Source organism: Aestuariivirga sp. (assembly GCF_037139295.1).
Lineage (GTDB): Bacteria > Pseudomonadota > Alphaproteobacteria > Rhizobiales > Aestuariivirgaceae > Aestuariivirga.
This window is the reverse complement of record NZ_JBAXGR010000005.1, coordinates 21050-45423: the sequence shown is the minus strand read 5'-3', so window position 1 is coordinate 45423 and position 24374 is coordinate 21050. Positions and strand designations below refer to the sequence as shown.

Annotated in this window: 29 protein-coding genes; 15 read left to right on the top strand and 14 right to left on the bottom strand. The window is 63.9% G+C overall.

Annotated elements, in window-relative coordinates:
* Window positions 1–19 precede the first annotated feature (19 nt).
* The gene (locus WCJ41_RS02990; protein WP_336904341.1) at window positions 20–1117 is read right to left on the bottom strand and encodes an ionic transporter y4hA; all 1098 of its coding nucleotides are present in this window, start codon (window positions 1115–1117) and stop codon (window positions 20–22) included.
* Window positions 1118–1220: 103 nt separating this feature from the next.
* Between WCJ41_RS02990 and WCJ41_RS02985 the strand changes: the two genes are divergently transcribed.
* Window positions 1221–2306, top strand: a complete 1086-nt coding sequence (locus tag WCJ41_RS02985; protein WP_336904340.1) for a P1 family peptidase — start codon at window positions 1221–1223, stop codon at window positions 2304–2306.
* 52 nt (window positions 2307–2358) lie between these two features.
* Window positions 2359–2562 carry a DUF2892 domain-containing protein gene (locus WCJ41_RS02980; RefSeq protein ID WP_336904339.1) on the top strand — a complete coding sequence of 68 codons (204 nt, stop codon included), beginning with the start codon at window positions 2359–2361 and terminating at the stop codon, window positions 2560–2562.
* Here WCJ41_RS02980 and WCJ41_RS02975 read toward each other — a convergent pair.
* The 10 genes from WCJ41_RS02975 to WCJ41_RS02930 all read right to left on the bottom strand — a co-directional run bounded on the left by WCJ41_RS02975 (window position 2559) and on the right by WCJ41_RS02930 (window position 10972).
* A complete protein-coding gene (locus WCJ41_RS02975) occupies window positions 2559–2993 on the bottom strand; it encodes a DUF6691 family protein (RefSeq protein WP_336904338.1) in 435 nt (144 codons plus the stop codon). The genes WCJ41_RS02980 and WCJ41_RS02975 overlap by 4 nt on opposite strands.
* 2 nt (window positions 2994–2995) lie before the next feature.
* Complete coding sequence (locus tag WCJ41_RS02970) at window positions 2996–3451, bottom strand: YeeE/YedE thiosulfate transporter family protein (RefSeq protein ID WP_336904337.1); 456 nt, start codon at window positions 3449–3451, stop codon at window positions 2996–2998.
* Window positions 3452–3522: 71 nt separating this feature from the next.
* Window positions 3523–4158, bottom strand: a complete 636-nt coding sequence (locus WCJ41_RS02965; protein ID WP_336904336.1) for an EF-hand domain-containing protein — start codon at window positions 4156–4158, stop codon at window positions 3523–3525.
* Between the two features lie 99 nt (window positions 4159–4257).
* Complete coding sequence (locus WCJ41_RS02960; RefSeq protein ID WP_336904335.1) at window positions 4258–5433, bottom strand: VWA domain-containing protein; 1176 nt, start codon at window positions 5431–5433, stop codon at window positions 4258–4260.
* Window positions 5433–5774, bottom strand: coding sequence for a hypothetical protein (locus tag WCJ41_RS02955; RefSeq protein ID WP_336904334.1), 342 nt, complete (start codon window positions 5772–5774; stop codon window positions 5433–5435). Before WCJ41_RS02955 ends, WCJ41_RS02960 begins: the two co-directional genes overlap by 1 nt.
* The gene (locus WCJ41_RS02950; RefSeq protein ID WP_336904333.1) at window positions 5771–6787 is read right to left on the bottom strand and encodes a TIGR01620 family protein; all 1017 of its coding nucleotides are present in this window, start codon (window positions 6785–6787) and stop codon (window positions 5771–5773) included. Before WCJ41_RS02950 ends, WCJ41_RS02955 begins: the two co-directional genes overlap by 4 nt.
* Complete coding sequence (locus WCJ41_RS02945; protein ID WP_336904332.1) at window positions 6784–8238, bottom strand: YcjX family protein; 1455 nt, start codon at window positions 8236–8238, stop codon at window positions 6784–6786. Before WCJ41_RS02945 ends, WCJ41_RS02950 begins: the two co-directional genes overlap by 4 nt.
* Before the next feature lie 45 nt (window positions 8239–8283).
* Window positions 8284–8814 carry a histidine phosphatase family protein gene (locus tag WCJ41_RS02940; protein ID WP_336904331.1) on the bottom strand — a complete coding sequence of 177 codons (531 nt, stop codon included), beginning with the start codon at window positions 8812–8814 and terminating at the stop codon, window positions 8284–8286.
* 377 nt (window positions 8815–9191) lie between these two features.
* Window positions 9192–10109 (bottom strand): homoserine O-succinyltransferase, encoded by a 918-nt coding sequence (gene metA, locus WCJ41_RS02935; protein WP_336904330.1) that lies wholly within the window; start codon window positions 10107–10109, stop codon window positions 9192–9194.
* Window positions 10110–10114: 5 nt separating this feature from the next.
* Window positions 10115–10972, bottom strand: a complete 858-nt coding sequence (locus tag WCJ41_RS02930) for an ATPase (protein WP_336904329.1) — start codon at window positions 10970–10972, stop codon at window positions 10115–10117.
* 64 nt (window positions 10973–11036) lie between these two features.
* On the opposite strand from WCJ41_RS02930, the gene WCJ41_RS02925 reads away from it, so the two are divergent.
* On the top strand, window positions 11037–12326 hold the full coding sequence (locus WCJ41_RS02925; RefSeq protein ID WP_336904328.1) for an FAD-binding oxidoreductase: 1290 nt from the start codon (window positions 11037–11039) through the stop codon (window positions 12324–12326).
* 1 nt (window position 12327) lies between these two features.
* Window positions 12328–13623, top strand: a complete 1296-nt coding sequence (locus WCJ41_RS02920) for an FAD-binding oxidoreductase (RefSeq protein ID WP_336904327.1) — start codon at window positions 12328–12330, stop codon at window positions 13621–13623.
* 6 nt (window positions 13624–13629) lie between these two features.
* On the opposite strand, the gene WCJ41_RS02915 is transcribed toward WCJ41_RS02920, so the two are convergent.
* Entirely contained in the window at window positions 13630–14475 is an 846-nt protein-coding gene (locus WCJ41_RS02915; RefSeq protein ID WP_336904326.1) for a MoxR family ATPase, read from the bottom strand.
* A gap of 199 nt (window positions 14476–14674) precedes the next feature.
* On the opposite strand from WCJ41_RS02915, the gene dksA reads away from it, so the two are divergent.
* Entirely contained in the window at window positions 14675–15091 is a 417-nt protein-coding gene (dksA, locus tag WCJ41_RS02910; RefSeq protein WP_336904325.1) for an RNA polymerase-binding protein DksA, read from the top strand.
* A 124-nt stretch (window positions 15092–15215) separates the two neighbouring features.
* On the top strand, window positions 15216–15488 hold the full coding sequence (locus WCJ41_RS02905) for a hypothetical protein (RefSeq protein WP_336904324.1): 273 nt from the start codon (window positions 15216–15218) through the stop codon (window positions 15486–15488).
* Window positions 15489–15548: 60 nt separating this feature from the next.
* On the opposite strand, the gene WCJ41_RS02900 is transcribed toward WCJ41_RS02905, so the two are convergent.
* Both WCJ41_RS02900 and WCJ41_RS02895 read right to left on the bottom strand, forming a co-directional pair.
* Window positions 15549–16340 (bottom strand): inositol monophosphatase family protein, encoded by a 792-nt coding sequence (locus WCJ41_RS02900; RefSeq protein ID WP_336904323.1) that lies wholly within the window; start codon window positions 16338–16340, stop codon window positions 15549–15551.
* A 500-nt stretch (window positions 16341–16840) separates the two neighbouring features.
* A complete protein-coding gene (locus WCJ41_RS02895; protein ID WP_336904322.1) occupies window positions 16841–17554 on the bottom strand; it encodes a phosphatase PAP2 family protein in 714 nt (237 codons plus the stop codon).
* A 411-nt stretch (window positions 17555–17965) separates the two neighbouring features.
* Between WCJ41_RS02895 and WCJ41_RS02890 the strand changes: the two genes are divergently transcribed.
* From WCJ41_RS02890 to phnL, 9 genes are all read left to right on the top strand, one after another.
* Window positions 17966–18817, top strand: coding sequence for a CorA family divalent cation transporter (locus WCJ41_RS02890; protein ID WP_336904321.1), 852 nt, complete (start codon window positions 17966–17968; stop codon window positions 18815–18817).
* A gap of 88 nt (window positions 18818–18905) precedes the next feature.
* The gene (locus tag WCJ41_RS02885) at window positions 18906–19238 is read left to right on the top strand and encodes an STAS domain-containing protein (protein WP_336904320.1); all 333 of its coding nucleotides are present in this window, start codon (window positions 18906–18908) and stop codon (window positions 19236–19238) included.
* Window positions 19239–19306: 68 nt separating this feature from the next.
* Complete coding sequence (locus tag WCJ41_RS02880; RefSeq protein WP_336904319.1) at window positions 19307–19954, top strand: DapH/DapD/GlmU-related protein; 648 nt, start codon at window positions 19307–19309, stop codon at window positions 19952–19954.
* A gap of 7 nt (window positions 19955–19961) precedes the next feature.
* Window positions 19962–20417, top strand: a complete 456-nt coding sequence (gene phnG / locus WCJ41_RS02875) for a phosphonate C-P lyase system protein PhnG (protein WP_336904318.1) — start codon at window positions 19962–19964, stop codon at window positions 20415–20417.
* A complete protein-coding gene (gene phnH, locus WCJ41_RS02870) occupies window positions 20410–21000 on the top strand; it encodes a phosphonate C-P lyase system protein PhnH (protein WP_336904317.1) in 591 nt (196 codons plus the stop codon). Before phnG ends, phnH begins: the two co-directional genes overlap by 8 nt.
* A complete protein-coding gene (locus WCJ41_RS02865; protein WP_336904316.1) occupies window positions 21000–22091 on the top strand; it encodes a carbon-phosphorus lyase complex subunit PhnI in 1092 nt (363 codons plus the stop codon). The genes phnH and WCJ41_RS02865 overlap by 1 nt, the downstream gene beginning before the upstream one ends.
* A complete protein-coding gene (locus WCJ41_RS02860; protein WP_336904315.1) occupies window positions 22088–22924 on the top strand; it encodes an alpha-D-ribose 1-methylphosphonate 5-phosphate C-P-lyase PhnJ in 837 nt (278 codons plus the stop codon). Before WCJ41_RS02865 ends, WCJ41_RS02860 begins: the two co-directional genes overlap by 4 nt.
* Entirely contained in the window at window positions 22921–23691 is a 771-nt protein-coding gene (gene phnK / locus WCJ41_RS02855) for a phosphonate C-P lyase system protein PhnK (protein WP_336904314.1), read from the top strand. Before WCJ41_RS02860 ends, phnK begins: the two co-directional genes overlap by 4 nt.
* Before the next feature lie 2 nt (window positions 23692–23693).
* The gene (phnL, locus tag WCJ41_RS02850; RefSeq protein WP_336904313.1) at window positions 23694–24374 is read left to right on the top strand and encodes a phosphonate C-P lyase system protein PhnL; all 681 of its coding nucleotides are present in this window, start codon (window positions 23694–23696) and stop codon (window positions 24372–24374) included.

Here is a 24374-nt window from a genome sequence, read left to right as displayed (position 1 = left end):
ATGTGAAGCGCAAATTGCCTCAGGGCACTGCGGCGACCACCACGAACATGATGAACAGTCCCAGATGCACGAAGCCCTGCAGCACCGTGGTGCGGCCAGGCAGCAGCGTAATGGCGCTGACGAAGAGCGCGAGCGACAGCAGCACGATCTTGGAGGGCGGCACGCCGAGCGCGAGATCGACATTGTCGAAGGCACCGAGAATAGTGATGATGGGGATGGTTAGCGCGATCGACGCAAGCGCCGAGCCCAGTGCGAGATTGATGGCGGTCTGCGGCCGGTTGGCCAGCGAGGCGCGCACTGCGGCGATGCTCTCGGGTGCCAGAACCAGCGCCGCGATGACCACGCCGGTGAACTCCGGCGGCAGTCCGGCCATGTCGATCAGGTCGTCGAGTGCCGGCGCCAGCATCTTGGCCAGCAGGACGACGCCTGCCAGGGAAATGAGCAGGAAGACAAGGCTGATTCCCGCCTGGCGGCGGGTCGGAAATTCGCAATGCTCGAGGTCGGAGTCATCCGCTGCCGCAAGGAAGTAGTCGCGGTGGCGCACCGTCTGCACGAACATGAAGGCCCCGTAGAGCATGATGGAGACCAGCGCCACGGCGCCAAGCTGCACCGGGCTGTAGGTGGGGCCGGCAGTGGAAGTGGTGAAGTTCGGCAGGATCAGCGCGGTGACAGTGAGCGTGCCCAGCACTGCGAGGTATGACGACGTGCCAGCGACCTTGATCGTCTGCTCATGGTGCTTGTGGCCGCCGACCACGAGGCAGAGGCCGATGAGCCCGGTGAGCACCAGCATCACGGCGGAATAGACCGTGTCGCGCGCGATGGTGGGGCCTCCATCATCCGCCGCCAGCATCAGCGCCACGATGAGGCCCACTTCGATGATGGTGACCGAGACCGCGAGGATGATCGAGCCGAAGGGCTCACCCACCCGGTTGCCGACCACTTCCGCATGGTGCACGGCGGCGAACACCGTCCCCAGAAGGATCAGCGCTTCGATGGCGAAGAACAGAGGCTGATCCTTCGGCACCAGACCGGCGAAATAGGCGATGACAAGTGCTGTTGCGAGCAGCGGCAGGGCCATCGTCCACAACGGGTTATGGGCATGCTTCGGTCCGGCCAAGTCAGTCTCCTTCAGTGGTCAGTGTGTTAAAGAGGCTGGGCCTCGACGCGGCAAGCAAATTTGCTAGGTTTGGCATGAATTTGACCGATTGAGGGAGATGTCCGTGAGCAAGCGCATGCGTGGCCGGGAACTGGGCCTGCCGTTTCCCGGAGTGCCCGGGCAGTGGAACGCCATCACCGACGTGCCTGGCGTCGAGGTGGGGCAGGTGACGCTGATTTCGGGCGAAGGGCCCCTGAAGGTGGGCCAGGGCCCGGTGCGCACCGGCGTCACCGCCATTTTGCCAAGGGGCAAGGCAAAGGCGCATGTGCCCTGCGCTGCCGGATATTATTCGCTCAACGGCAATGGCGAGATGACGGGCGTGGTGTGGATCGAAGAGTGTGGTGAGCTGCAGACGCCGATCACCATCACCAACACGCATTCCTGCGGCGTCACCCGCGATGCGACGATCCGCTGGCTCGTTGGGCATGGAGTGGGCACGGGGCAGGACTGGGGACTGCCGGTGGCGGCCGAGACCTATGACGGCGACTTGAACGACATCAACGGATTCCACGTGACAGCGGAACACACGGTCGAAGCACTGAATTCTGCGCGCTCCGGCCCCGTGGCCATGGGCAGTGTTGGCGGCGGCACCGGCATGCTGACCTATGACTTCAAGGCCGGCAATGGCTCGGCCTCGCGCGTCGTCGAGATCGCGGGCGAGCGCTACACGCTGGGTGTCTTCGTGCAGTCGAACTTCGGGCGGCGGGAAGACTTCACGGTTCTGGGCGTGCCGGTGGGGCGCCATCTTCTGGATGGCAAGCTGCGGGCTAAGGAGCAGGGCTCGGTGATTGCCATCGTCGCCACTGACGCGCCGCTGATGGCGCACCAGCTGAAGCGCCTCGCGCGGCGCGTGCCGCTGGGCCTCGCGCGAACCGGCACGGTGGGCAACAATTCATCGGGTGACATCTTCCTCGCCTTCTCGACGGCCAATGAAGAGGCGTTTTCGGCACGCGGCGGCCTGACGCACATGGCGGCGCTGGGCAATGGCGACATCGACAAGCTGTTCATGGCGACGGTGGAGGCAACGGAAGAGGCGGTGATCGACGCCATGCTGATGGCCGAGACGATGGTCGGCCGCGACGGCAACACCGCCGTCGCGCTGCCTGCCGGCGAACTGATGGAATTGATGCGTAAATATCAGCGAATCTGATATAAGTAGTTTTCGGGGTGCGGACTGGCTGCACCGGGCGAGGGAGGTTCACATGACCACGAACATGGGTAGCATTGATCGCGGCTTGCGCATCATCATCGGGCTGGCGCTGCTGTGGTATGCGCTGCTTGCGCCTGCGACGGGCTATAACTGGATCGGCTGGCTCGGCGCCATTCCGCTGGTCACGGCGCTCATCGGCAACTGCCCGCTCTACTCCATCATCGGCGTCAACACCTGCGGCGTGAAGAAGGCCTAGCCGTCGGACTGCGTTTCGTCGGTGCCGAGGAACAGGTGGCGGGCCAGCATCATGCCCACTGCCATGGCGATGACGAAGATAACGGACGGCCAGTAGCCGAAGACCAGCGAGGCGATGGCGGGGCCTGGGCAAAAGCCCGTGAGGCCCCAGCCAAGCCCGAACACGACAGCACCACCGATCAGCCGCTCATCGATCCCTTGCAGCGAGGGGATGATGAAGGCGAGGGCAAAGCGTGGCCGCGGCGCCTTCAACACCACCTGGTAGCCTGCATAGGTGATCGCAAGTGCTGCGGCCATGACGAAGAGCAGTGTCGGGTCCCAGCGGCCGAAGATGTCCATGAAGTTCTGCACCTTCATGGGGTTGACCATGCCGGAGAGCGTGACGCCTGCGCCGAACAGCAGGCCGGAGAGAAGTGCGGTGAGCTTGTCCATTCTCAGGCTCCGATCACGTGACGCAGCATGTAGACGGTGGCCACCGCGAAGAACATGAACACTGCTGTCGACACGATGCTGCGCACTGACAGGCGCGCGATGCCGCAGATGCCATGTCCTGAGGTGCAGCCGCCGCCCAGCACCGTGCCCAGCCCCACGAGCACGCCACCAACCACCGTGGTCAGCGGATTGCCCGGAAACTTCATGCTGTCCGAATCAAAGCCGCCCAGCAGCGACGTGAGGATCGTTCCCGCCAGCAGGCCGAGGATGAACAGGGCGCGCCAGGCGTTGTCTGGTTTCCAGCGGCCCAGCAGGGTGCCGAAAATGCCGGTGATGCCGGCCACGCGGCCGAGCCCGCCCATCAGCAGCACGGCGGAAAGGCCAATCAAGATGCCGCCGGTGAGACCGGCCAGGGGCGTGAACGCCGTTGCGAGGGAGTGTCCGTCAATCTGGTCCATGCGCCCTTGATGGCGGCAATGGGCGAAAAAGAAAAGACCCGGAGTTTGGGGCTCCGGGTCATTGGTCGGGGTTACGGGTTTGCGGGGGCTTCGCCCTGCTCATCGTCCGGGCTTTCGGCGGGCTGGTCCTGGCCAACGCCGCCACCCATGCAGGGGCCTTTGCCGCCGCCCATCATGCCGTGGCCCATGCCCTGGCCCATCTTGCCGTGGAGGTGGCGCCAACGCGGACGCTCGCCGTTGCCTGCAGCTGCGGGCCGGTCATCCTTGCCCAGCGAGCCATCAGCGTTCTGGTCACGGGTGGCCACGAGATCGGACATCGGGCCCTTGTATTCCTCGATCGTCACCTGGCCATTGCCATCACGGTCGAAGAACTGGAACTCGCGCACCACCATCTCGTTGCGGGACTTCAGCCACAGCACCTTGAACTCGTCGAGCGACAGCGTGCCATCCTTGTTGGTGTCGGCGTCGGCCAGCCACTGCTGGCGGTTCTGGTCGATTTCGGCCTGGGTGACCTTGCCATCCTTGTCGGCGTCGTAGCGTTCCATCAGCTGCTGGCCCATCATGCCGGGGCCATGACCGCCGCCCATGCCGCAGTGGCCGCCATGCATGCCACCCTCCATGTCAGCCTGGGCGAGGCCCGCGAGGCCGCCCAGCGCCAGCATGGTTGCGGCACCAATGCCGAGGAAAATCTTGGTTCGATTGCGCATCGTGATGCTCCACTATGTTCCGATGATTGAGAGACGCAATAAGCGCGGCATTTCCGTCGCTGCATGCGAAAGAGCCGTATTGACTTAACGTCAGGTCTTTCAACGCACCAGTTCGCGCATGGCGCGATCGATGCCGTCCAGCGTCAGCGGGAACATGCGGCCCTCGAAGCTGCGCGCGACGAGACTGATCGAGGGCGAGTAGCCCCAGTATTTTTCTTGCGAGGGGTTCAGCCACACGGCCTTGGGGTAAGTCGCGGCGATGCGCTGCAGCCAGGTGAGGCCCGGCTCCTCGTTCCAGTGCTCCACGGAACCGCCCTCATGGGTGAGTTCGAAGGGGCTCATGGAGGCATCGCCCACGAAGATCACCTTGTAGTCATGCGGATAGGTGTGGAGCAGCTTCCATGTGTCGATGCGCTCGGCGGTGCGGCGGCGGTTGTTTTTCCAAACGCCTTCATAGACGCAGTTGTGGAAGTAGAAATATTCGAGGTGCTTGAATTCGGCGCGCGCCGCCGAGAACAGTTCCTCGCAGATGCGGACATGCGGGTCCATCGAGCCGCCCACATCGAAGAAGATCAGCACCTTCACCGTGTTGCGCCGCTCCGGCACCAGCTTCACGTCAAGCCAGCCCTGGCGCGCGGTGGAGCGGATCGTGTCGGGCAGGTCAAGCTCCTCCGCGGCGCCCTCGCGTGCGAACTTGCGCAGGCGGCGGAGGGCGACCTTGATGTTGCGGGTGCCCAGTTCCGCCGTGTCGTCGAGGTCCTTGAACTCGCGCATGTCCCACACCTTGACGGCGGAGTTGTTGCGGTTCTTGTCCTGCCCGATGCGCACGCCCGCGGGATTGTAGCCATGGGCGCCGAAGGGCGAGGTGCCAGCGGTGCCAACCCACTTAGAGCCACCCTCGTGGCGGCCCTTCTGCTCTTCAAGGCGTTTCTTCAGTTCCTCGAGAATCTTGTCGAGGCCGCCGAGCGACTTGACGAGCTTCTTCTCCTCCTCGGTCAGGTGCTTCTCGGCGAGCTTCCTCAGCCACTCCTCGGGGATTTCCGCGAGGAGCGCATCGGCGGGCGCTTCCAGCCCCTTGAAGACATAGCCGAAGACGCGATCAAAGCGGTCGAGGTTGCGCTCGTCCTTCACGAGTGCCGCGCGGGAGAGGTAGTAGAACTGCTCGGTCGAATACTGCCCGAGGTCTGCGTTCAGCGCCTCGATGAGGGTGAGGTATTCCTTGAGCGAGACAGGGACGCCGGCACCCTTCAGCTCGGTGAAGAAGGTGAGGAACATCAGCCTCCGCCTGACAGGATCACCGGATAGCCTGTGCTTGCCGCCACCTCCGGGGCCTTGCGGCAGAAGGCGTCGCGGCCCTGCTTCGCCTGATAGGTGAAGTCCTCGTAGAAGCTGTTGAGCGGATGCGAGAGCAGCGAGGCGAGGCCTGCGATATCGTACTCATGGAAGTTGTTGAAGAGCACCGTCTTCACATGCTCGTCGACCTGGTACCGGCCCTCGCAATGCTCCTGCGCGACGTCGAGAAGGGCGACCGCCATGGCGATTCGCGTGCCGCGGTTTTCGGCGGCGGCGGGCGTTGCCAGCGCGGCCAGAACGAGCAGGGCGGCGAGGCGCTTCACGCGTCCTTCTCCTGCGGGGCGGCGGAGACGAGCTCCTTCATCAAGCTGCCGAGCGTATCCTTTGCGGAGGTTTCCTGCGGGATGGGGCGGCACACGTCCCGCGCGGCAAGCCCCACACGCGCCGTGAGGATGCCGTTCACCGTGCCCTCGCCGAAGCGTGCGGACAGCTTGCCGAGAAGACCGCGGCCAACGACATGCTGGATGAGATTGTCGGACAGCGCGATGCCACCGGTGACGGCGAGGTGGCTGATCACCATCCGTGCGAGGCGCAGGGTGGCAAGCGTCGAGGGGCGCCCGCCGTAGAGTGTGGCCAGTTCGCGCATCATGCGCAGGTTCTGTGCGGCGACCAGCAGGATGTCGAGCGCGGCCGTCGGCGCCACGGTGGTGAGCAACGTGATGCGGCGTGCCGCATGGGCGATGATGCGGTGCGCTTCGGCATCGCGCCAGTCGACGAGGTGGCGCTCGGCGAGGCGGATGCGGTCCCGCCCGTCGAGGATGTCAGCTTCGTAGCGCTTCATCTCGCGCAGGCCGAGCTGCGCATCGGAGCGACTGGCATAGAGCGACTTGAGATTGTCCACTGCGCGCTTTGCGGCTGCCGTGTCGTCGGTGTTGATGGCATGTGCGGCATCAACCTGGATGTGCTCGATGCGGCGCAGACGGGCCAAGCCCCAGATCTCGCGCAGGATGATGGCGAGGGCGGCGAAGGCAGCGATGGCGGCAACGCCCAGCGCCGTCCAGCCGAGGATGGGCGAACGCGCGAAGAAATCCTCCACCAGCTTGGAGATGGAAAGGCCGGCCCACATGGTGACGAGCGTGAAGAGGGCAGAGGCCAGAAGTGCCCCCCAGCGGAAGCGCGCGGGACGCGCCACGGCGGGCGGCCTGACGATGAGCGCGCCCTCGTCCACCTCCGGCTCGAAGGTGATGCCGGTGATGGCGCGCGGCTTCCTCTGCGGCTGGTCCTGCCCTTCGGGCTCATCCAGCACGAAGGCCTGCGGGTTTCTGTGCTCGCTCATTGGAAGCGGTCTCCCAGCAGGAATTCCATGGTGCGGTCGAGGCGGATCGCGGGCCATGTGCCGTCCTTCGGCAAGGGCGGGCGGAAGCGCACGAACTTGAGGCTGCCCTCGAGCGAGCCGTCGAGCGCCTTCTGCGCATCCTTCGGCAGGTCGCCGGGGAAGATCGCGGCTTCGGTGGTACCGTCGAATTCAGTTCCGCCCACGTGCTCGCCGGCGAGGGGCGTGCCGACGATGCATTCCAGCGTCTCGCCCTTCTGCTTGACACTTGCCTCGCGCGTGGCGCGGATGGCGGCGAGTGCTGCGACGTCGATGGTGGCGCCGGAATATTCGGCGCGTTCCATCGCCTGCTCGACAATGAGCTTGAGGATTTTCTCCAGCCGGTCATGGCTGGTGTGGTGCAGCAGGTCCGCCTTGGTGGCGGCAAAGAGCACCTTGTCGATGCGACGACCGAAGAGATTGGACAGGATCGAGTTCTGGCCCTGCCGGAAGCAGGAGAGGATATCGGCCAGTGCGTGCTGCAGGTCCTTGACCGCAGAGGCACCTGCATTGAGAGCTGTCAGCGCATCGACCAGCACGATCTGTCGGTCGAGCCGGGCGAAGTGGCCATAGAAGAAGGGCTTCACGATGGTGGACACATAGGCCTGGTAGCGCCGCTCCATCAAGGCGCCGAGGGAACCCTTCGGAAGATCCGTACCCGGAGCAATGTCGATGGGCGCGAAGGCGAGCAGCGGCGAGCCCTTGAAGTCGCCCGGCATCAGAAAGCGGCCGGGCGGCAGGGTGGAGAGCGACACGTCGTCCTTGCGACAGCGTGCGAGATAGGCGGTGAAGACCTCGGCTGCCGTGATGGCGTCCTGCTCGTCAGCGGGCCTGGTGGCATCGAGCGTCGACAGCAGCGCGTGCCAGTCGCTGGCGTATGCGAGGCGCGGCGCCACGCGGCTGGCGGCCACGGTGGCAGCCGACCATTCGGCATAGCTCATGCGCATCAGCGGCAGATCCAGCAGCCACTCGCCGGGATAATCCACGATGTCGATGTGCAGCTTGCCCGAGCCGAGGTTGCGGGCAATGAGGCCGCGCGGCTCATACTCGGCGGTGATGCGCAGCTGGCTGATGCGGCTGGTGCTCTCCGGCCAGTGGCGGGTCTCGCCTGACAGCGCCCTTGTATGGGACTCGAAAGCGAAGCGCGGCAGCGTGTCGTCCGGCTGCGGCTCCAGATAGCAACGCGTGATGCGGCCGCCGCTCAGCGCCTCGAAAGCGGGAAAGCGGCCGCCTTTCAGCAGTGCGTTGACGAGGGCGGTGATGAACACGGTTTTGCCGGCGCGCGAGAGCCCGGTGACGCCCAGGCGCACCGAGGGGTTCACGAGGCCGGTGGCGAAATCGGAAAGGCCGCCCGCGGCGATGCGCGTGCCGTCAACGATGTCGGTGAAACTGACGATCTTCGGAACCCCTTTCATGGGGCAATAAGTGGTGCGGTTGGGGCCGCATGGCAAGGGAAACCGTCATGCCGGGCGGCTTGCCAGATCACGGGGCTTGAGGAAGCCGTCGAGCCTGCACTGACCGTCCGAGAGTTCTGCCCAGCTGCCACCGGTCTGGGTGAGGATGGCGAGCCCGGCGGTCGGGTATTTCTCGACGATCTGGCGGCGCAGCGTGCGGTCGCCCGATCCTGCCAGCGCCAGGGCGAGGTTCTGGGTGGCGGGATTGTGGGTGACGAGCAACAGGCGCTTCGCGGAGCCCCCCTGTTCGCGGATCACCTGCAGCAGTGCCTCGCCATCGCCGAAGTCGTAGAGGGCCTCGACCAAGTGGACCTCGGTTGCGGGGAGTTCACGCGCGGCGATTTCCCATGTCTGGCTGGTGCGGCGGGCAGGCGAGCAGAGCACGAGGTCCGGCACGAGACCATTGGCGGCCATGTGGCGGCCGATCGCCTGTGCGGCCTGTTCGCCACGCAGCGCGAGCGGGCGGTCGAAATCGTCCATGCCTTCGCCGAGCACGGCCTTTGCATGGCGGAGGAGAAGCAGCTGAAGGTCCGGCATGTGGCATCCCGCATTTGAGACCGAAGAGGCTAGCCCGGCACCTTGACGGAATGAAAGCGATTGAGACTATTCTTAGAACTTGACTTTAGTCCTATAGTGTGCTATGTGGAAGGCTTGGTCGTGCTTGCTGCTGATTGACATCGTGAATCTGTTTTCTCAGGTCCCGGAGAAGGGGTCTGGCCCTCCCGTTCCTTGCATGTGGCCACATGGGGGGAGCGTGGGCGGAGGTGTGTCGGGCGGTGGGCTGCCATCTCTTCCCTCGTGCTCATCATCGCCGGGCTTGTCCCGGCGATCCTTTTACTGGCCGCCAAAAAAGAAGCCCGGGACGAGCCCGGGCATGATGAGAATTGAGAATGTTGCCTAGGCAGCGGGTTTCTTCAGCCGCCGATCTTCGCGGGGTCGAACGGTGTCGTCTGGTAGAGCTCGTTGATCCAGTTGCCGAACAGCAGGTGCGCGTGGCTGCGCCAGCGGTTCTCCGGCGGCTGCTCCGGATCATCCTTGGGGAAGTAATTGACGGGAAGCTCGATCGGCTTGCCCGCGTTCCGGTCCCGCCAGTATTCGTCCGACAGCGAGGTGGTGTCGTACTCGATGTGGTTGAACATGTAGAGCGAGCGCTTTGACGGATCATTGATGAGGCAAAGGCCCGCCTCGTCCGACTCCATCAGCAGTTCGAGGCCGCGGTCTTCGGGGATGTCAGCGCGGTGGTTCTCGGTCCAGCGCGAGACGGGGATCGAGAAGTCGTCGGAGAAGCCGCGCAGATAGGGCGAGTTGGGCTTCAGGTTGCGGTGAGTGTAGACGCCGAAGCGCTTTTTGGGCAGCGCGTGCTTCGGCACCTTGTGAAAGTGCCAGAGGGCGGCCTGCGCGCCCCAGCAGATGTTGAAGGTCGACTGCACGTTCGTCTGCGTCCAGTCATAGATCCGCGACAGCTCGTCCCAGTAGTTGACGTCGTCGAAGTCGAGAAGCTCCACGGGTGCGCCGGTAACGATGAAGCCGTCGAACTTCTCGTGCTTCACGTCCTCCCAGTCCTCGTAGAAGGCGAGCATGTGTTCGGGGCTCGCGTTCTTCGGGGTATGGGACGTGATCTTCACGAGAGTGAGCTCCACCTGCAGCGGCGTTGCACCAATCAGGCGCGCGAACTGCGTCTCGGTCTTGATCTTGTTGGGCATCAGGTTGAGGAGGCCGATCTTCAGGGGGCGGATGTCCTGGCGGGCGGCGCTCGCTTCCGTCATCACCATCACGCCCTCGGAATCGAGCGTGCGGCGGGCGGGAAGGTCGTTCGGAATGCGGATGGGCATGTGATCTACTTTGCGATGGCGTTGGCGACGAGCGCGGTGAAGTCCTGTTCGGACTGGACGTTTGGTACGTCACGCATTCGGACCGTGTAGCCGAAATTATCGGCAATCGCCTTGTAGAGCGGGATGCGGTGGTGAAGCAGCTGCTCGAAGCCCCAGACGGCGAAGCCGTCCGGATCGACCTGATCGTCGTTCGAGAGCTTGTTGATCTCCTTGTACTCTGCCCACTTCTTCTCGAGGAACTGGGGCTGGTAATACATGGGCTTCGGATCCTTGCGGAAGCGCTCGACCAGCATGCGGGTGTGTTCGGGCGTGCCCTCGATGTAGAGAAGCAGCGTGTTCTCCGCGAGGCAGGCGAGCACCGGATCCTTCGGGTTCGACGGATCGACGATCTCGCACAGCGAGCCGCCGGAGTCGCAGACGAAGTTCTCGTACTGATAAATGTCACGCGCCTTGCCGATGAAGGTCGGCACGTCGAGCAGGGCCGCGATCTCAGCCGCGCGGTGCTGGGTCTGGCGCTTCTTGTATTCGGCGAACGAGATGCCGCCCTTCGCCGGGTTGCCGGGCTTGCCGAGATAGGTCGACAGCGGCTTCAGGTGATCGAAGGTGATGTTGGACTGGATGTGGATCGAGTCCGACAGCAGAAGGTCACGCAGGAAGGGCACGCGCATCGCCTCGCGCTTGAAGTTGTCGACGATGTGTTCGCCCATGTAGCGGGTGCCGATGCGGTAATCGACGGAATAGTGATACCAGCCCGAATCCTGCAGGAGGTTCGAGAGCGTTGTCTTGCCCACACCGGACATGCCGAATATGGTGACCGCCTTCTGCGGCTGGTTCGCGAAGTCTTTGCCTGAAGTGAAGCGCATGAGGCGTTCCATAGCGGAAGGCATGGGGCGGGAGCAACTGGCGCGTTTGCTTGAGGCTTTGAGAATGATCGACGCGAATTATTCCGAACGGACCTGGTATGAGGCCACGGTGGACCGGGGGGCGCTCCGCCCCGCCCTGACGGGCCGGGTCGAGGCCGACGCCTGTGTGATCGGCGCAGGGCTCGCCGGGTTGACGACCGCGCTGGAACTGGCCCGGCGGGGCAAGTCCGTGGTGCTGCTGGAGGCCAAGCGGATCGCCTGGGGGGCTTCCGGGCGGAACGGCGGCTTCGTGTCGAACGGTTTTGCCGAGGGCATGGGCGCTGTGGCGAAGCGGGTGGGGCTCACCGCCGCGCAGGCGCTGTACCAGCTGTCCCGCCACGGCACCGAGTTCGTGCGCCGCGAGATTGCCGAGACCAACCCCTCGATCCGGATGGGTGACGGCTGGCAGGGCTGCATCCGCTATTCCAATGCCGCCGGGAAGCAGGCGGCGGTGGCCGAGATGACCAGGGACTACGGCCAGGAGATGGAGTTCTTCGACGTGGCCGAAACGCGCGCGCGGGTGAACACGAAGCGCTACTTCCAGTCGTCCTATGACCCCACCGCCTTCCACATGCACCCGCTGCGCTATGCGCTGATGATTGCGAAGAAAGCGGAAGCGGCGGGGGCAAGGCTTTACGAGAACTCACCCGCGGTGTCGGTGGAGAAGCAAGGCGCGGTGTGGTCTGTGCGCACGGCCAAGGGCGAGGTGCGGGCGGCGAATGTCGTCTATTGCGTCTCATCGCTTGACCGCACGCTGCACCAGCCGACGGGCCGCGCCGTGCTGCCGGTGGCCACCTATGTGGCGGTGACCGAGCCGCTGACGCAGGATGTCATCCGTACACGGAGCGCCATTTCGGATACGCGGCGTGCAGGCAACTATTATCGGCTGGTGGATGAGGGGCGTCTCCTCTGGGGTGGCGCCATCACCACGCGCGTTTCGGAGCCTGCGCACCTTGCCGAGCGGATGAAGGGCGACATGGTGTCGGTGTTCCCGGAACTGGGCAACCCGAAGATCGAATATGCCTGGGCGGGCCTGATGGGCTATGCGCGGCACTTCATGCCGCTGATCGGCTCTGACGGGCAGGGACAATGGTGGGCGACCGCCTTCGGTGGCCACGGCATGAACACCACGGCGATGGGTGGCATCCTGATGGCGCGGGCGATTGGCGCGAAGGATGACGAGTACCGACGCTTCGCCCCTTACGCGCCGGATTGGGCGGGCGGGCCCTTCGGCCGCGTGTGCGTGCAGGCGGGTTATTGGTACATGCAACTGAAGGACAGGATGGACGAGCGGCGCTACGGAAAGGCCGCCTGACATGGCCTTCGGCAGCAGCGCACTCAGCAACAATGCTTCCTTCGACCCCTATTGGTGGCGCGCTGCCCCGCATGAAGATCAAACCCGCGCTGCCCCGCTCAAGCGCACCGACGTGGCGATCGTCGGCTCCGGTATCACCGGGCTTAACGCGGCGATCAACCTCGCCCGCGGCGGGCGGCAGGTGACGGTGTTCGAGGCGAAGGAACCGGGCCATGGCGCCTCCACCCGCAATGCGGGCTATGTGGGCCGCACGTTGAAGCATTCCTTCGGCGAGATCATGGAGGGGCAGGGCCTCGACATGGCCAAGGCGACCTATGGCGAGTTGATGGATGCCTTCATCGCGGTGAAGGACGTGGTGGAGCGGGAGAACATCGCCTGCCACTACAAGCAGCAGGGGCGGCTGCTGCTGGCGACTTCGACCAAGATGTATGACGACATGGCGCGGGAATTCGGCTTGCGCGAGGAGCATCTGGGCGAGCCGTTCCAGACGGTGAGCCGGGTTGAACAGCGCGTGGAGATCGCGACCGAGCATTATTTCGGCGGCGTGCGCATTCCGGACCATGCGGGGTTGCATCCCGGGCTCTATCACCAGGGCCTGCTCGACGCGGCGCGGGAGGCGGGTGTCACGATCTGCGCCTTCACGCCGGTCTATGGTTTCCGCAAGGAGACTGAGGGTTTCACGGTGCTCGTGAAGGGCGCGAAGGTGGAGGCTCGGGACCTCGTCTTCGCCACCAATGGTTATGGCGGCAGGGAGTTTCCGTGGCTGCAGCGGCGCATCATGCCGTTCCATGCCTATCAGGCGGTGACAGCACCGATGAGCGAGAACCGGGTGAGGGCCTTGTTGCCGGGCGACCGCACCTTCATCGACTGGAACTTCAACGTCGACTGGATGCGCATCGCACCGGGTGACGATACGCGCATTCAGTTCGGCGGGCTGACGGGCGAGGTCGATGCCGACCTGCGCATCATGGCGGAGCGCCTGCAGCAGCGGCTGGTGCGAATTTTCCCGGACATGGAGGGCATCCAGTTCGACAATGTCTGGACGGGAAAATGCGGTGGCACCTTCGACATCACGCCCCGCATCGGCTGCCATGAGGGCGTTCACTATGGCAGCGGCTACTGCTTCGCCGGCGTGCCGATGGGAACGCTGTTCGGCATCAAGATCGCGCGGCGCATCCTGGGGCAGGAGGGTGGGGACAGCGTGTTCGACACAGCGCCGCCAACAAGGTTCTGGTATCGCGGCAATGCCTGGTTCGTGCCGCATGCGCTGAAGTGGATGAGCCGCAACGACAGGTGACGTCTCTCAGCGCCCCTCGCGCCTTGCCATGAAGGCGAGGCGCTCGAACAGCATCACGTCCTGTTCGTTCTTGAGGAGGGCTCCATGCAGCGGCGGTATCACCTTCCTGGGGTCGCGTTCGCGCAGGGTATCGACGTCGATGTCCTCGTTGAGCAGGAGCTTGAGCCAGTCGAGGAGTTCAGAGGTCGAGGGCTTCTTCTTGAGGCCCGGCACATCGCGCAGCTCGAAGAAAATGTTGAGCGCTTCCGACACCAGCCGCTTCTTGATGCCGGGGAAGTGCACGTCGACGATGGCCTGCATCGTCTCTGCGTCAGGAAACTTGATGTAGTGGAAGAAGCAGCGGCGCAGGAAGGCGTCGGGCAGTTCCTTCTCGTTGTTGGACGTGATGATGACGATGGGGCGGCGCTCCGCCTTCACCATCTCGCCGGTCTCGTAGACGAAGAATTCCATGCGATCCAACTCCTGCAGGAGGTCGTTGGGGAATTCGATGTCGGCCTTGTCGATCTCGTCGATGAGCAGCACAGGGCGCTCTGGCGCGGTGAAAGCCTGCCACAGCTTGCCGCGGCGAATGTAGTTGGCGATGTCGTGCACGCGCTTGTCGCCCAGCTGTGAATCGCGCAGGCGGGCCACCGCATCATATTCATAGAGGCCCTGCTGGGCCTTGGTGGTGGACTTGATGTGCCACTCGATGATGGGGGCACCGAGGCCCGAGGCGATCTCGTGCGCCAGCACCGTCTTGCCGGTGCCAGGCTCACCCTTCACCAGTAGCGGGCGCTCGAGAACGATGGCGGCGTTGACGGCCGTCTTGAGGTCGTCGGTCGCGACGTAATCTGCCGTTCCTTCGAAGCGCATGCCTGCCCGATCCTTCCCGTTCCTGACCGGGGTCTTTGTGGCATTCTGCAGCCCGTCTGGCAAACGTCATAAAAGCTTCGCAATATCATGGCGATAGCGGGGTTGTGGATGGCCGGCAGAAGCCGCAACCGGGCTATTGTGGAAGGCCCGTGCTGACGCTATAAGCCGCGCCCAAGCAGGGGTTCACAGAGAGTTCGAAATGGCTGCAGAAGTCGACGAAGCCTACAAACCCAGTGACGACGAGCCGTTCATGAATGAGCGGCAGCGCGAGTATTTTCGGGTAAAGCTCCTGACCTGGAAGGAAGAGATCCTGAAGGAAAGCAAGGAAACCATTGCCCATCTTCAGGATGAGAACCACATCCTGCCGGACCTGGCCGACCGCGCGTCCTCCGAGACCGATCGTTCGCTGGAGCTGCGCACCCGTGACCGCCAGCGCAAGCTGATCTCCAAGATCGACGCGGCGCTGAAGCGAATCGAGGATGGCTCCTATGGCTATTGCGAGGAGACGGGCGAGCCCATCAGCCTCAAGCGGCTGGATGCCCGCCCGATCGCCACGCTGTCGATCGAGGCGCAGGAGCGCCACGAGCGGCGCGAGCGCGTCTACCGGGATGACTGAATGACAGAGGCCGCCGCCGGGCGGCCTTTTCGTTTCCGGCCGGGTGCGGGGGGATTTACGGATTCCCATTTTCGTGCGCCCGGCTAGTAGTCTCGCTCGAACGCATTCTCGAAAGGACACTCCCATGCGCATCATCACCGCCATCGCCCTTCTGGCCCTCTCCGCTGCCCCGGCCTTCGCCGGCGCTGCCGAAGCCACGAGCTGCGCCTCGGGCCTCGACGCCAACGGCCAGACGATCTTCAATGCCGCCATGCCGCAGGTGGCGCCCGGCGTCGACCTCAAGGCCGTCGTGACGACCGCGACCAAGGCTCTTGTCGAGTCGGGCAAGTTGCCGATGTCGGCAGCGCGCCCGGCCGCCATGGCCGCGGGCCAGTGCCTCAAGCTGGCGATGCAGTAAACATCCGTTCACGGATGGACGATGATACGCGGGCTTGTCCCGCGTATTTTTTTGATCGGCTCAGTAGGCCATGATGGCCAGTGCCTCGTCGAGCAGGGCCTGTGAGCCTGCGGTGATGACATTGCCGCCACGCGCAATGTCGCCGCCGGTCCACTCGGCGGCAACGCCGCCCGCCCCGGTGACGATGGGGAGAAGGGGTGCTATATCATAAGGCTGCAGGCCGCAGTCCATGGCGATGTCGATGTGGCCTGCCGCCATCAGGCAGAAGAAATAGGAATCCCCGCCGTAGCGGGCGAGCTGCACCTTGTGCCGCAAGCTCTGGAAACGGCGCTGGTCTTCGGCACTCCGGTAGAGCTCGGGCGCCGTGGTGCCGAGCGTGGCGCGCGACAGCGGCACGCCCTTGCGCGTTGTGATGGCCGAGGTGGCGCCGCGGTAGCTGTGCCATGCGCCCTGCGGATTGCCGTAGAACATGTCGCCCACCACGGGCTGATTCATCAGGCCCAGGGCCGGGCGGCCTTCATGGCTGAGGCCGATGAGCGTGGCCCAGGTGGGCATGCCGCTGACAAAGGCGCGAGTGCCGTCCACCGGGTCCAGCACCCAGGTGAAGGGCGAGCGGGCGTCCTTCACGCCATATTCCTCGCCGAGAATGCCGTGCTCCGGATAATGCCGCTCGATCAACTGCCGGATGACGCGCTCGCCTGCCCGGTCGCCCTCGGTGACAGGGTCCCACACCGGGCCATCCTTCACGTCCACTTTCGTGTTCTGCCGGAAATAGGGGAGAATCGCGTCGGCTGCCGTCTCCGCCAGAAGGATTGCAAAGCGCGTGAGTTCAGCCCAGTCCGGTGTGGTCATCTTGTCGTCCTCCCAACGGATCCTTCCTATGGGAGCGCACCGTGCCCCTCAAGCCTGCTGTTTGTGCTGCAATGCAGCAATTTCTGTTCGGCATGCGCAAAGCGCATAGCTACTTGCTCTGGACGAGAGATTTAAAAAACTTGATCAATTTCAAATGGTTGCTGAAGTTCCGGTGATCGCCTGAGCGCAGGTTTTGACTGGCTGTACAAAATTTTGCCAGTCGCCCTCTTGATTCTATCATGCCGCACTGCCATATCGGCCTCACGAAACAGCGATGTTTCGTATGCCCTTCCTGGGCGTTTCCTCCCTAGACTTGGGCCGGTCACCTTGGTGCATCGGCCCTTTTTTCTTTCTGGGGTGGCCTGGATTTCGGCTCCGGCTGGCCGCGCGGAGCGAGATGGTTCTCCGCAGTTCCTCATGCATCTGAAAGACGCCCCAAGGCGGGCGCGCGCCCCCTCTGCGGCGGCAATGCCAGTGCAGAGGGGGATCGCTTCGGGTGTTTACTGCAAGCCGAGTGCGGCGCGGAGTTCGGCCTTGGCGGGGGCCATTTCCTTCTGGAAGTCAGCGTTTTCTTCGAGCTCCTTGGCGATCAGCGCGCCCGAGGCGAAGCCGCCACCGAGATCGGAACGATAGTGCACACCGACGATCAAGCGGCTCTCAGCATAATCAGAGGCACGCGCCATCAGCTCGGCACGCTTTTCCGGCGCCATCTCCGACAGCACGATGGCGACCGCCGTGCCGTTCGAGGTGTGGCCCGAGGGATAGGCGTTGGACTTCGACATCTTGGCGAGCGGCTTGATGGCCTCATCGACCAGCGGGGGGCGCGCACGGTCGAAGAACTTCTTGGCGGGCGTGGTCACCGCGTCCTCGGTGTCGAGCACGCGCTGGACGAGCGCCACCGTGAGCGGCAGCTTTGCAGGATCGATGGCGGCAAGGCTCGTGGTGGCCACGAAGGGGCTGAAGCCTTCCTCGGCATCGGCAATGGCCTGCTGCTTGCGGGCGTCGCTGACGGATGCCTGCAGTGCCTTCACTTCGGCGAGCTCGGCCTTGGTGACGTCCGAGTCCTTGGCGGGGGGCGGCACAAGCAACACGGTGAGATCGAGGACCTCGGGGCCGAAATAGGGGTGGCCGTCATCTGCAAGTGCCGGTTGGGCGAGGCCCACGGCGGTCATCGCGAGAGCGCCCATCAGGGCGCGGCGGGTCAGTCCAAACATGTTTTTCTCCTGTCGCACAAGCGCAACGGCACAAGGGCTATGGCAATCACGTGAAAGTGATGTGACAGTTGCCTGATTGGAGCAGTGAACCCTGAGCTCCACTGCGCAGGACGCGGCCCACAGACAGGCGCAAGATGTGAAATCATCCACTGTGATCGTGCTGTGCGCGTGTGATGGCGTCACGGCGACCGGTTGTGATGGGCCTGCCGCCCTCGCAGCGAGAGGCTGTCGTGGAACCGTCATACGCGCGGCGTAGCGGGTGATTTTTCCGCTTCCCAACGACGGATACCACTCTTGAGTGCCAACCCGGTTCCGGGCCTGATTTGTGCGTTCGGATTCGATTCATCGGGCCGCGGGCGGGCTTTGTCAGAAGACGAGTTAAACGGCCAGCTTCCGGGCTCCGGCGAGTGGTTGTGGCTCCATCTCAATTTCGCTGACTGGCGCTGCCGTCGCTGGTTGGCGCAGACCTTCGGCTTCCCCGCAGAACTCGTGAACGAAATCTGCGACCCGCCGCTGCGGCAGCATGTGAGTGCCTGGGAGAACGTGCTGTTCGGGCACCTCGCCGATTTCCGCCATGAGTTCGATGCCGACACGACCGAGTTCGCCTGGATGCATTTCGCGCTGGGCGAGCGCTTCCTGATCACCGGGCGGGCGAAGGCCGTGCAGTCGGCGGAGCGGCTGCGGCAAGTGATTGGAGCGGGCTACAGCTTCACCAATCCGGCCAGCCTGCTGTCGCACCTGCTGTCGCTCTATACCGACGTGGTGGACACAGCACTGCACCGGCTCTCCGACGAGCTCGAGATCATCGAGGACCATGTGCTCGACGAGCGTCACCGCGGCGAGCGCAAACGGCTGATGCTGACCAGGCGCGAGATCGCCCAGCTGCACCGCCACATGCGCGCCATGCGCCGGGCGCTGCAGACGGCGGAACGCGCGAGCATTCCCACACCGGAGGGCTTTGCGCTCACCGCGGCGCGGCTCAGCAACCTCGACCAGGACTTTGCCGACATGGAGGCGCGCGCCCGCTTCTTCCATGACGAGATCGACGCCAAGCTGACGGCGGAGACCAACCGCCAGCTGTTCACGCTGTCCGCGCTGACAGCCGCCTTCCTGCCGCCCACCTTGGTGGCCGGCATGTTCGGTATGAATCTCGAAGGCATTCCGTTCACTGGCTCACCCTCGGGCTTCTGGGCGGCGACCGGGCTGTGTGTGCTCTCGTCCGGGGCAGTGATCCTGTACCTCAAGCTGATGGACAGGGGTTAGGCGATATCAGCAGATTCGTCACAAAACTGTCATGTAATCTGAGCGCCACTCCGCCGTGCATCATCAATCGTCGCCGGAGGCAATCGATATGACTATCCAAGTACTGACGCTCGAAGGCCGCCTCGATACCGCCGCGGTGGCGAAGATGGAAACCGGGTTCTCTGCCAAGGCCGGTGCGGTGAGCGCGCAGGGCGACAAGGTGATCATCGACCTGCAGGACCTCACCAACCTGTCATCGATGGGAATTCGCCTGCTGGTGTCCACTCTCAAGCAGTTCAAGCAGCGTGGCATTACCTTCGTGACGATTGCTCCGCGCGAGGGCACGGTCCAGGAACTGCTGCAGATGGCCAGCCTGACGGAACACCTGAACATCGTCGAGGGCGCTGCGGAGGCAGCTGCGGCACTTGCCGGCAATTCGTAAGCCGGCGCACTGATCCTTCATCTGCGTGTCACCGAACTCCCCGATGAGGAGGGTTTCGGAGAATCATCATGCCGCAACTCGGGCTCCAGCCCTTCCTTCATGCCAACGCCACGGTGCGCAACAGCAGGCTGGGCGCCTTCGTTGAAATCGGCGAGGGCTCCAACGTGCTGGAATCGGACATGGGTGATTACAGCTACACCGCGCGCTACGCGGATATTGCCTATTCGGTGCTCGGCAAGTTCGTGAATGTGGCGGCCTTCACGCGGCTCAACCCCGGTGAACATCCCTATCATCGCGCATCGCTTCACCACTTCATGTACCGCTCGAGCTATTTCTGGCCGGACGAACCGGACGAGCAGGCGGTATTCGACTGGCGACGTTCCCGCCCGGTGCGAGTCGGTCATGACACATGGATCGGCCATGGTGCGATTGTGATGAAAGGTGTGACCATCGGCAACGGCGCCATCATCGGGGCGCAGTCGGTCGTCACCAAGGACGTGGCGCCCTATGCGGTTGTCGCAGGTGCGCCCGCGCGGTTCATCAAGTGGCGTCATCCCCGTGACGTCGCGGACCGGTTGCAGGCGCTCGCCTGGTGGGACTGGCCGCACGAAGAGATCCGCGCAGCACTGCCGGATTTCCGCTCGCTATCGGCCGAGGCGTTCCTCGAGAGGTATGAGCGAATGCCCGTCATCCAGCCGTTACATTCGGTTGGTTAGTGGCACCATGCCACCACAATATCCGACATCCGCCGGGAACCAGCGCGCGGCGTGGATGCGCGTTCTCTCGCTGTCTGCGTGGCGTGATCTCGAATCCTGTGCAAAGCACGTCGCCGACACGCCGCATGATGTGCTGCGCGTGCCCGAAACCGGCCTGGTGATGTTACGCGGCCGCATGGGTGCGACGGGTGCTGCCTTCAACCTTGGCGAGGCAACCGTGACGCGCTGTGCCGTGCGGCTTGGCGACGGCACCGAAGGACATGCCTATGTCATGGGGCGCAATGCCGCCCATGCCCGCCTGGCCGCGCTCTGCGATGCGCTGTTGCAGGGTGGCGACACCACTCTGTCCGAGAAGGTCATCGCGCCACTCGAAGCAAAGCTGCAGACCGCACAGGTGGAGGAGTCCACCAAGGCGGCGGCCACCAAGGTTGACTTCTTCACCATGGTGCGTGGCGATGACTGAACGCGGATTTTCCGACGTCGCGGTTCAGTCCGCTCACGCATTCCGGGCCATCATGAAGGCCATGGCGCGGCCCGGCCGCGTGCTTGAAATCGGCGCCGATCTCGAGGCGCCAGAACCGCTGCTGGCAAGCACGGCCGCCGTTGCGCTGACACTGTGTGACTTCCAGACGCCGATCTGGCTGGCACCCGATCTGGATATCGACAAGGTGGTGCATTACCTGCGCTTCCATGCTGGTGCACCGATCACGTCGGAACCAGACAAGGCGCAGTTCCTCTTCGCCACACTGGAGCAGATGCCTCCCGCGCTTCCTTTGCTGATGCAGGGAACCCACGAGTATCCTGACCGCTCGGCCACGCTGGTCATTCAGGTTCCGGGCTTTTCGTCGGATGCCGTCAAGCTCTCCGGACCGGGCATTCATGATCGCGAGCCGTTCGGTGTCGTGGGCTTAGGCGCTTCCTTCTGGACGGCAATGGCCGATAATCATGCCCGCTTCCCTGTTGGCATCGACGTGATCTTCGCCGCGCCCGGATTGGTGGCGGCCCTGCCGCGCTCAACTGAAATCCGCCTTCTGGAGTCCGCCTGATGTATGTGGCCGTCAAAGGTGGCGAACAGGCTATCGATGCCGCGCACCGCTTGCTCGACGAAGAGCGCCGTGGCGACCGCAGCGTGCCATCGATCACGCTGGAGCAGATTGCCGAACAGTTGACGCTGGCGGTGGACCGGGTGATGAACGAAGGTTCGCTCTATGACCGTGAGCTTGCGTCTCTCGCCATCAAGCAGGCCCGGGGCGACCTCATCGAGGCGATCTTCCTGATCCGTGCCACGCGCACGACGCTCGCCCGCTTCGGCTATGCCGAGCCGCTCGACACCCAGTCCATGCGGGTGAAGCGTCGCGTCTCCGCCGCCTTCAAGGATATTCCGGGCGGGCAGATCCTTGGCCCCACCTTCGACTATACCCACCGCCTTCTGGACTTCTCGCTCGCGGGCGAGGTGGAGCCTGCCGAGGCCGCACGTGCGCCCAGCGAGTTGCGCAGCGACATGCCGCGTGTGCTGGAGCTGCTCGGAAGCGAAGGCCTGATGGAGCAGCCCTCGGCGGAAGCAGGTGAGCCGGGCGACCTGACGCAGGACCCCCTGAACTTTCCTGCCGGGCGTGACCTGCGCCTGCAGAACCTTGCCCGCGGTGACGAGGGCTTCCTGCTGGCGCTCGCCTATTCGACCCAACGTGGCTATGGGCGCACGCATCCCTTTGCGGGCGAGATCAGGCTCGGCAGTGTTGAAGTGAGCTTCATCCCGGAGGAACTGGGCTTCCCGATCGTCATCGGCAAGATCACCGTGACTGAGTGCGAGATGATCAACCAGTTCAAGGGTTCGGCGACGGTGAAGCCGCAGTTCACGCGTGGGTATGGCCTGGGTTTCGGCCAATGCGAGCGCAAGGTCATGTCCATGGCGCTGGTCGACCGGTCGCTGCGCGCTGGAGAATTGGGCGAGGAGCGCGTGGCCCCGGCTCAGGATGAGGAGTTCGTTCTGTCACACTCGGACAATGTGCAGGCGACTGGCTTTGTCGAACACCTGAAGCTTCCGCATTACGTCGACTTCCAGTCAGAGCTGGTGCTGCTGCGACGCATGCGCGCCGAGATCGACAATGCCAAGGACAGGCTGGAGGCCGCTGAATGAACGCGCCCGCCTATAACTTCGCCTATCTTAACGAGCAGACCAAGCGGATGATCCGCCGGGCCATCCTCAAGGCGATTGCCGTTCCCGGTTATCAGGTGCCTTTCGCCAGCCGTGAGATGCCCATGCCCTATGGCTGGGGAACGGGTGGCGTGCAGGTGACGGCAGCCGTGCTCACGCCGGAGGATACGCTCAAGGTCATCGACCAGGGCGCTGACGACACGACCAATGCCGTCTCCATCCGCAAGTTTTTCGTCAAGACGGCGGGCGTTGCGACGACTGAGCGGACGGAGGAGGCGAGTGTCATCCAGACCCGTCACCGTATCCCTGAGGCGCCGCTCACCGAGGACCAGATCCTCGTCTTCCAGGTCCCGATCCCGGAGCCGCTGCGCTTCCTCGAACCGCGCGAGACCGAGACCCGCACCATGCATGCGCTTGAGGAATATGGCGTGATGCATGTGAAGCTCTATGAGGACATCGCGCAGTACGGCGAGATCGCCACGACCTATGCCTATCCCGCCAAGGTGGCGGACCGCTATGTCTTCGATCCCTCGCCGATTCCGAAGTTCGACAACCCCAAGCTCGATGATTGCCCGGCGCTGCAGCTGTTCGGTGCTGGCCGCGAGAAGCGCATCTATGCGGTGCCGCCGTACACGAAGGTGAAGAGCCTCGATTTCGAGGACCATCCCTTCGAGGTGCAGTCGTGGCATGAGCCCTGCGCGCTGTGCGGTTCGCGGGCCAGCTTCCTCGACGAAATCGTCATGGATGACCAGGGAACGCGCATGTTTGTGTGCTCTGACACCGACTTCTGCGCCAGGCAGCGGGGTGAAAGATGACCGCGCTGCTTTCTGCCGAGAGTGTCAGCAAGTTCTATGGCGCTCGCGCCGGCTGCCAGAACGTGTCCTTTGATCTGTGGCCGGGCGAGGTTTTGGCCATCGTGGGTGAATCAGGCTCCGGCAAGACCACCTTGTTGCGCTGCCTCTCCGGCCACCTGCCGGCCAGTTCCGGCAAGGTGCGTTACTCGATGCGCGATGGCCGCAACGTGGCGCTTGACGAGATGAGCGAGGCCGAGCGGCGGCTTCTGATGCGGACCGACTGGGGCTTCGTGCACCAGGATGCGCGAGACGGCCTGCGCATGGGCGTATCCGCCGGCGCCAATGTCGGTGAGCGGATGATGGCTGTTGGCGAGCGGCATTATGGCCGCATCCGTACCACGGCAACCGACTGGCTGAAGCGTGTCGAGATTCCGGAGGACCGAATCGATGACAGCCCCTGGTCCTATTCCGGTGGCATGCGCCAGCGCCTGCAGATCGCGCGGAATCTCGTTACCTCGCCGCGCCTTGTGTTTATGGATGAGCCCACCGGAGGGCTCGACGTGTCGGTACAGGCGCGGCTGCTCGATTTGATCCGGGGCCTCGTCAAGCGGCTCGACCTTGCGGCCGTGGTCGTCACCCATGACCTTGCCGTGGCGCGCCTTCTTTCATCACGGATGATGGTCATGCAGCAGGGCCGTGTCATTGAGCAGGGATTGACTGACCAGATCCTCGAGGATCCGCAGGCGCCCTATACTCAGCTTCTCGTTTCCTCCGTGCTGCAGGTGTGACCATGAGCGCGGTTCTGAAGATCGAAAGCCTCTCCAAGTCCTTCGTGCTGCACCAGCAGGCTGGCGTGCGTATCCCGGTGTTTGACGGGCTCAACGCCGAAGTGAAGGCGGGTGAGGCGGTGGCAGTGACCGGACCGTCGGGTCGCGGCAAGAGTTCGCTGCTGAAGTTGGTCTATGGAACCTACCGCGCCAATGCCGGATCAATCCAGGTGTTTTCCGGTGTGGGCTGGACGGATGTGGTGACGGCGGCACCCCGCGACGTGATCGAACTGCGGCGCGATGTCATCGGCTATGTCACGCAGTTCCTCCGCGTCATTCCGCGTGTGCCGGCAGAGATGGTGGTGGCGGAGCCCATGATGGATCGCGGCATCTCGCAGGAGCAGGCGCTGACCCGGGCCCGCACGCTGCTCGACAGGCTCAACATCCCCAAACGCCTCTGGCACCTGTCGCCCATGACCTTTTCAGGCGGCGAGCAGCAGCGCGTCAACATTGCGCGTGGCTTTGCGGCACATTTTCCGATCTTGCTGCTCGACGAGCCCACGGCCTCGCTTGACACCGAGAACCGTAACCGCGTGCTGGAATTGATCGCCGAGGCGCGCGGGCAGGGCAGTGCCATTCTCGCCGTCTTCCATGACGAGGCTGAGCGCCGCCGCGCGTGTTCTCGCAGCATAGGATTGGACTGA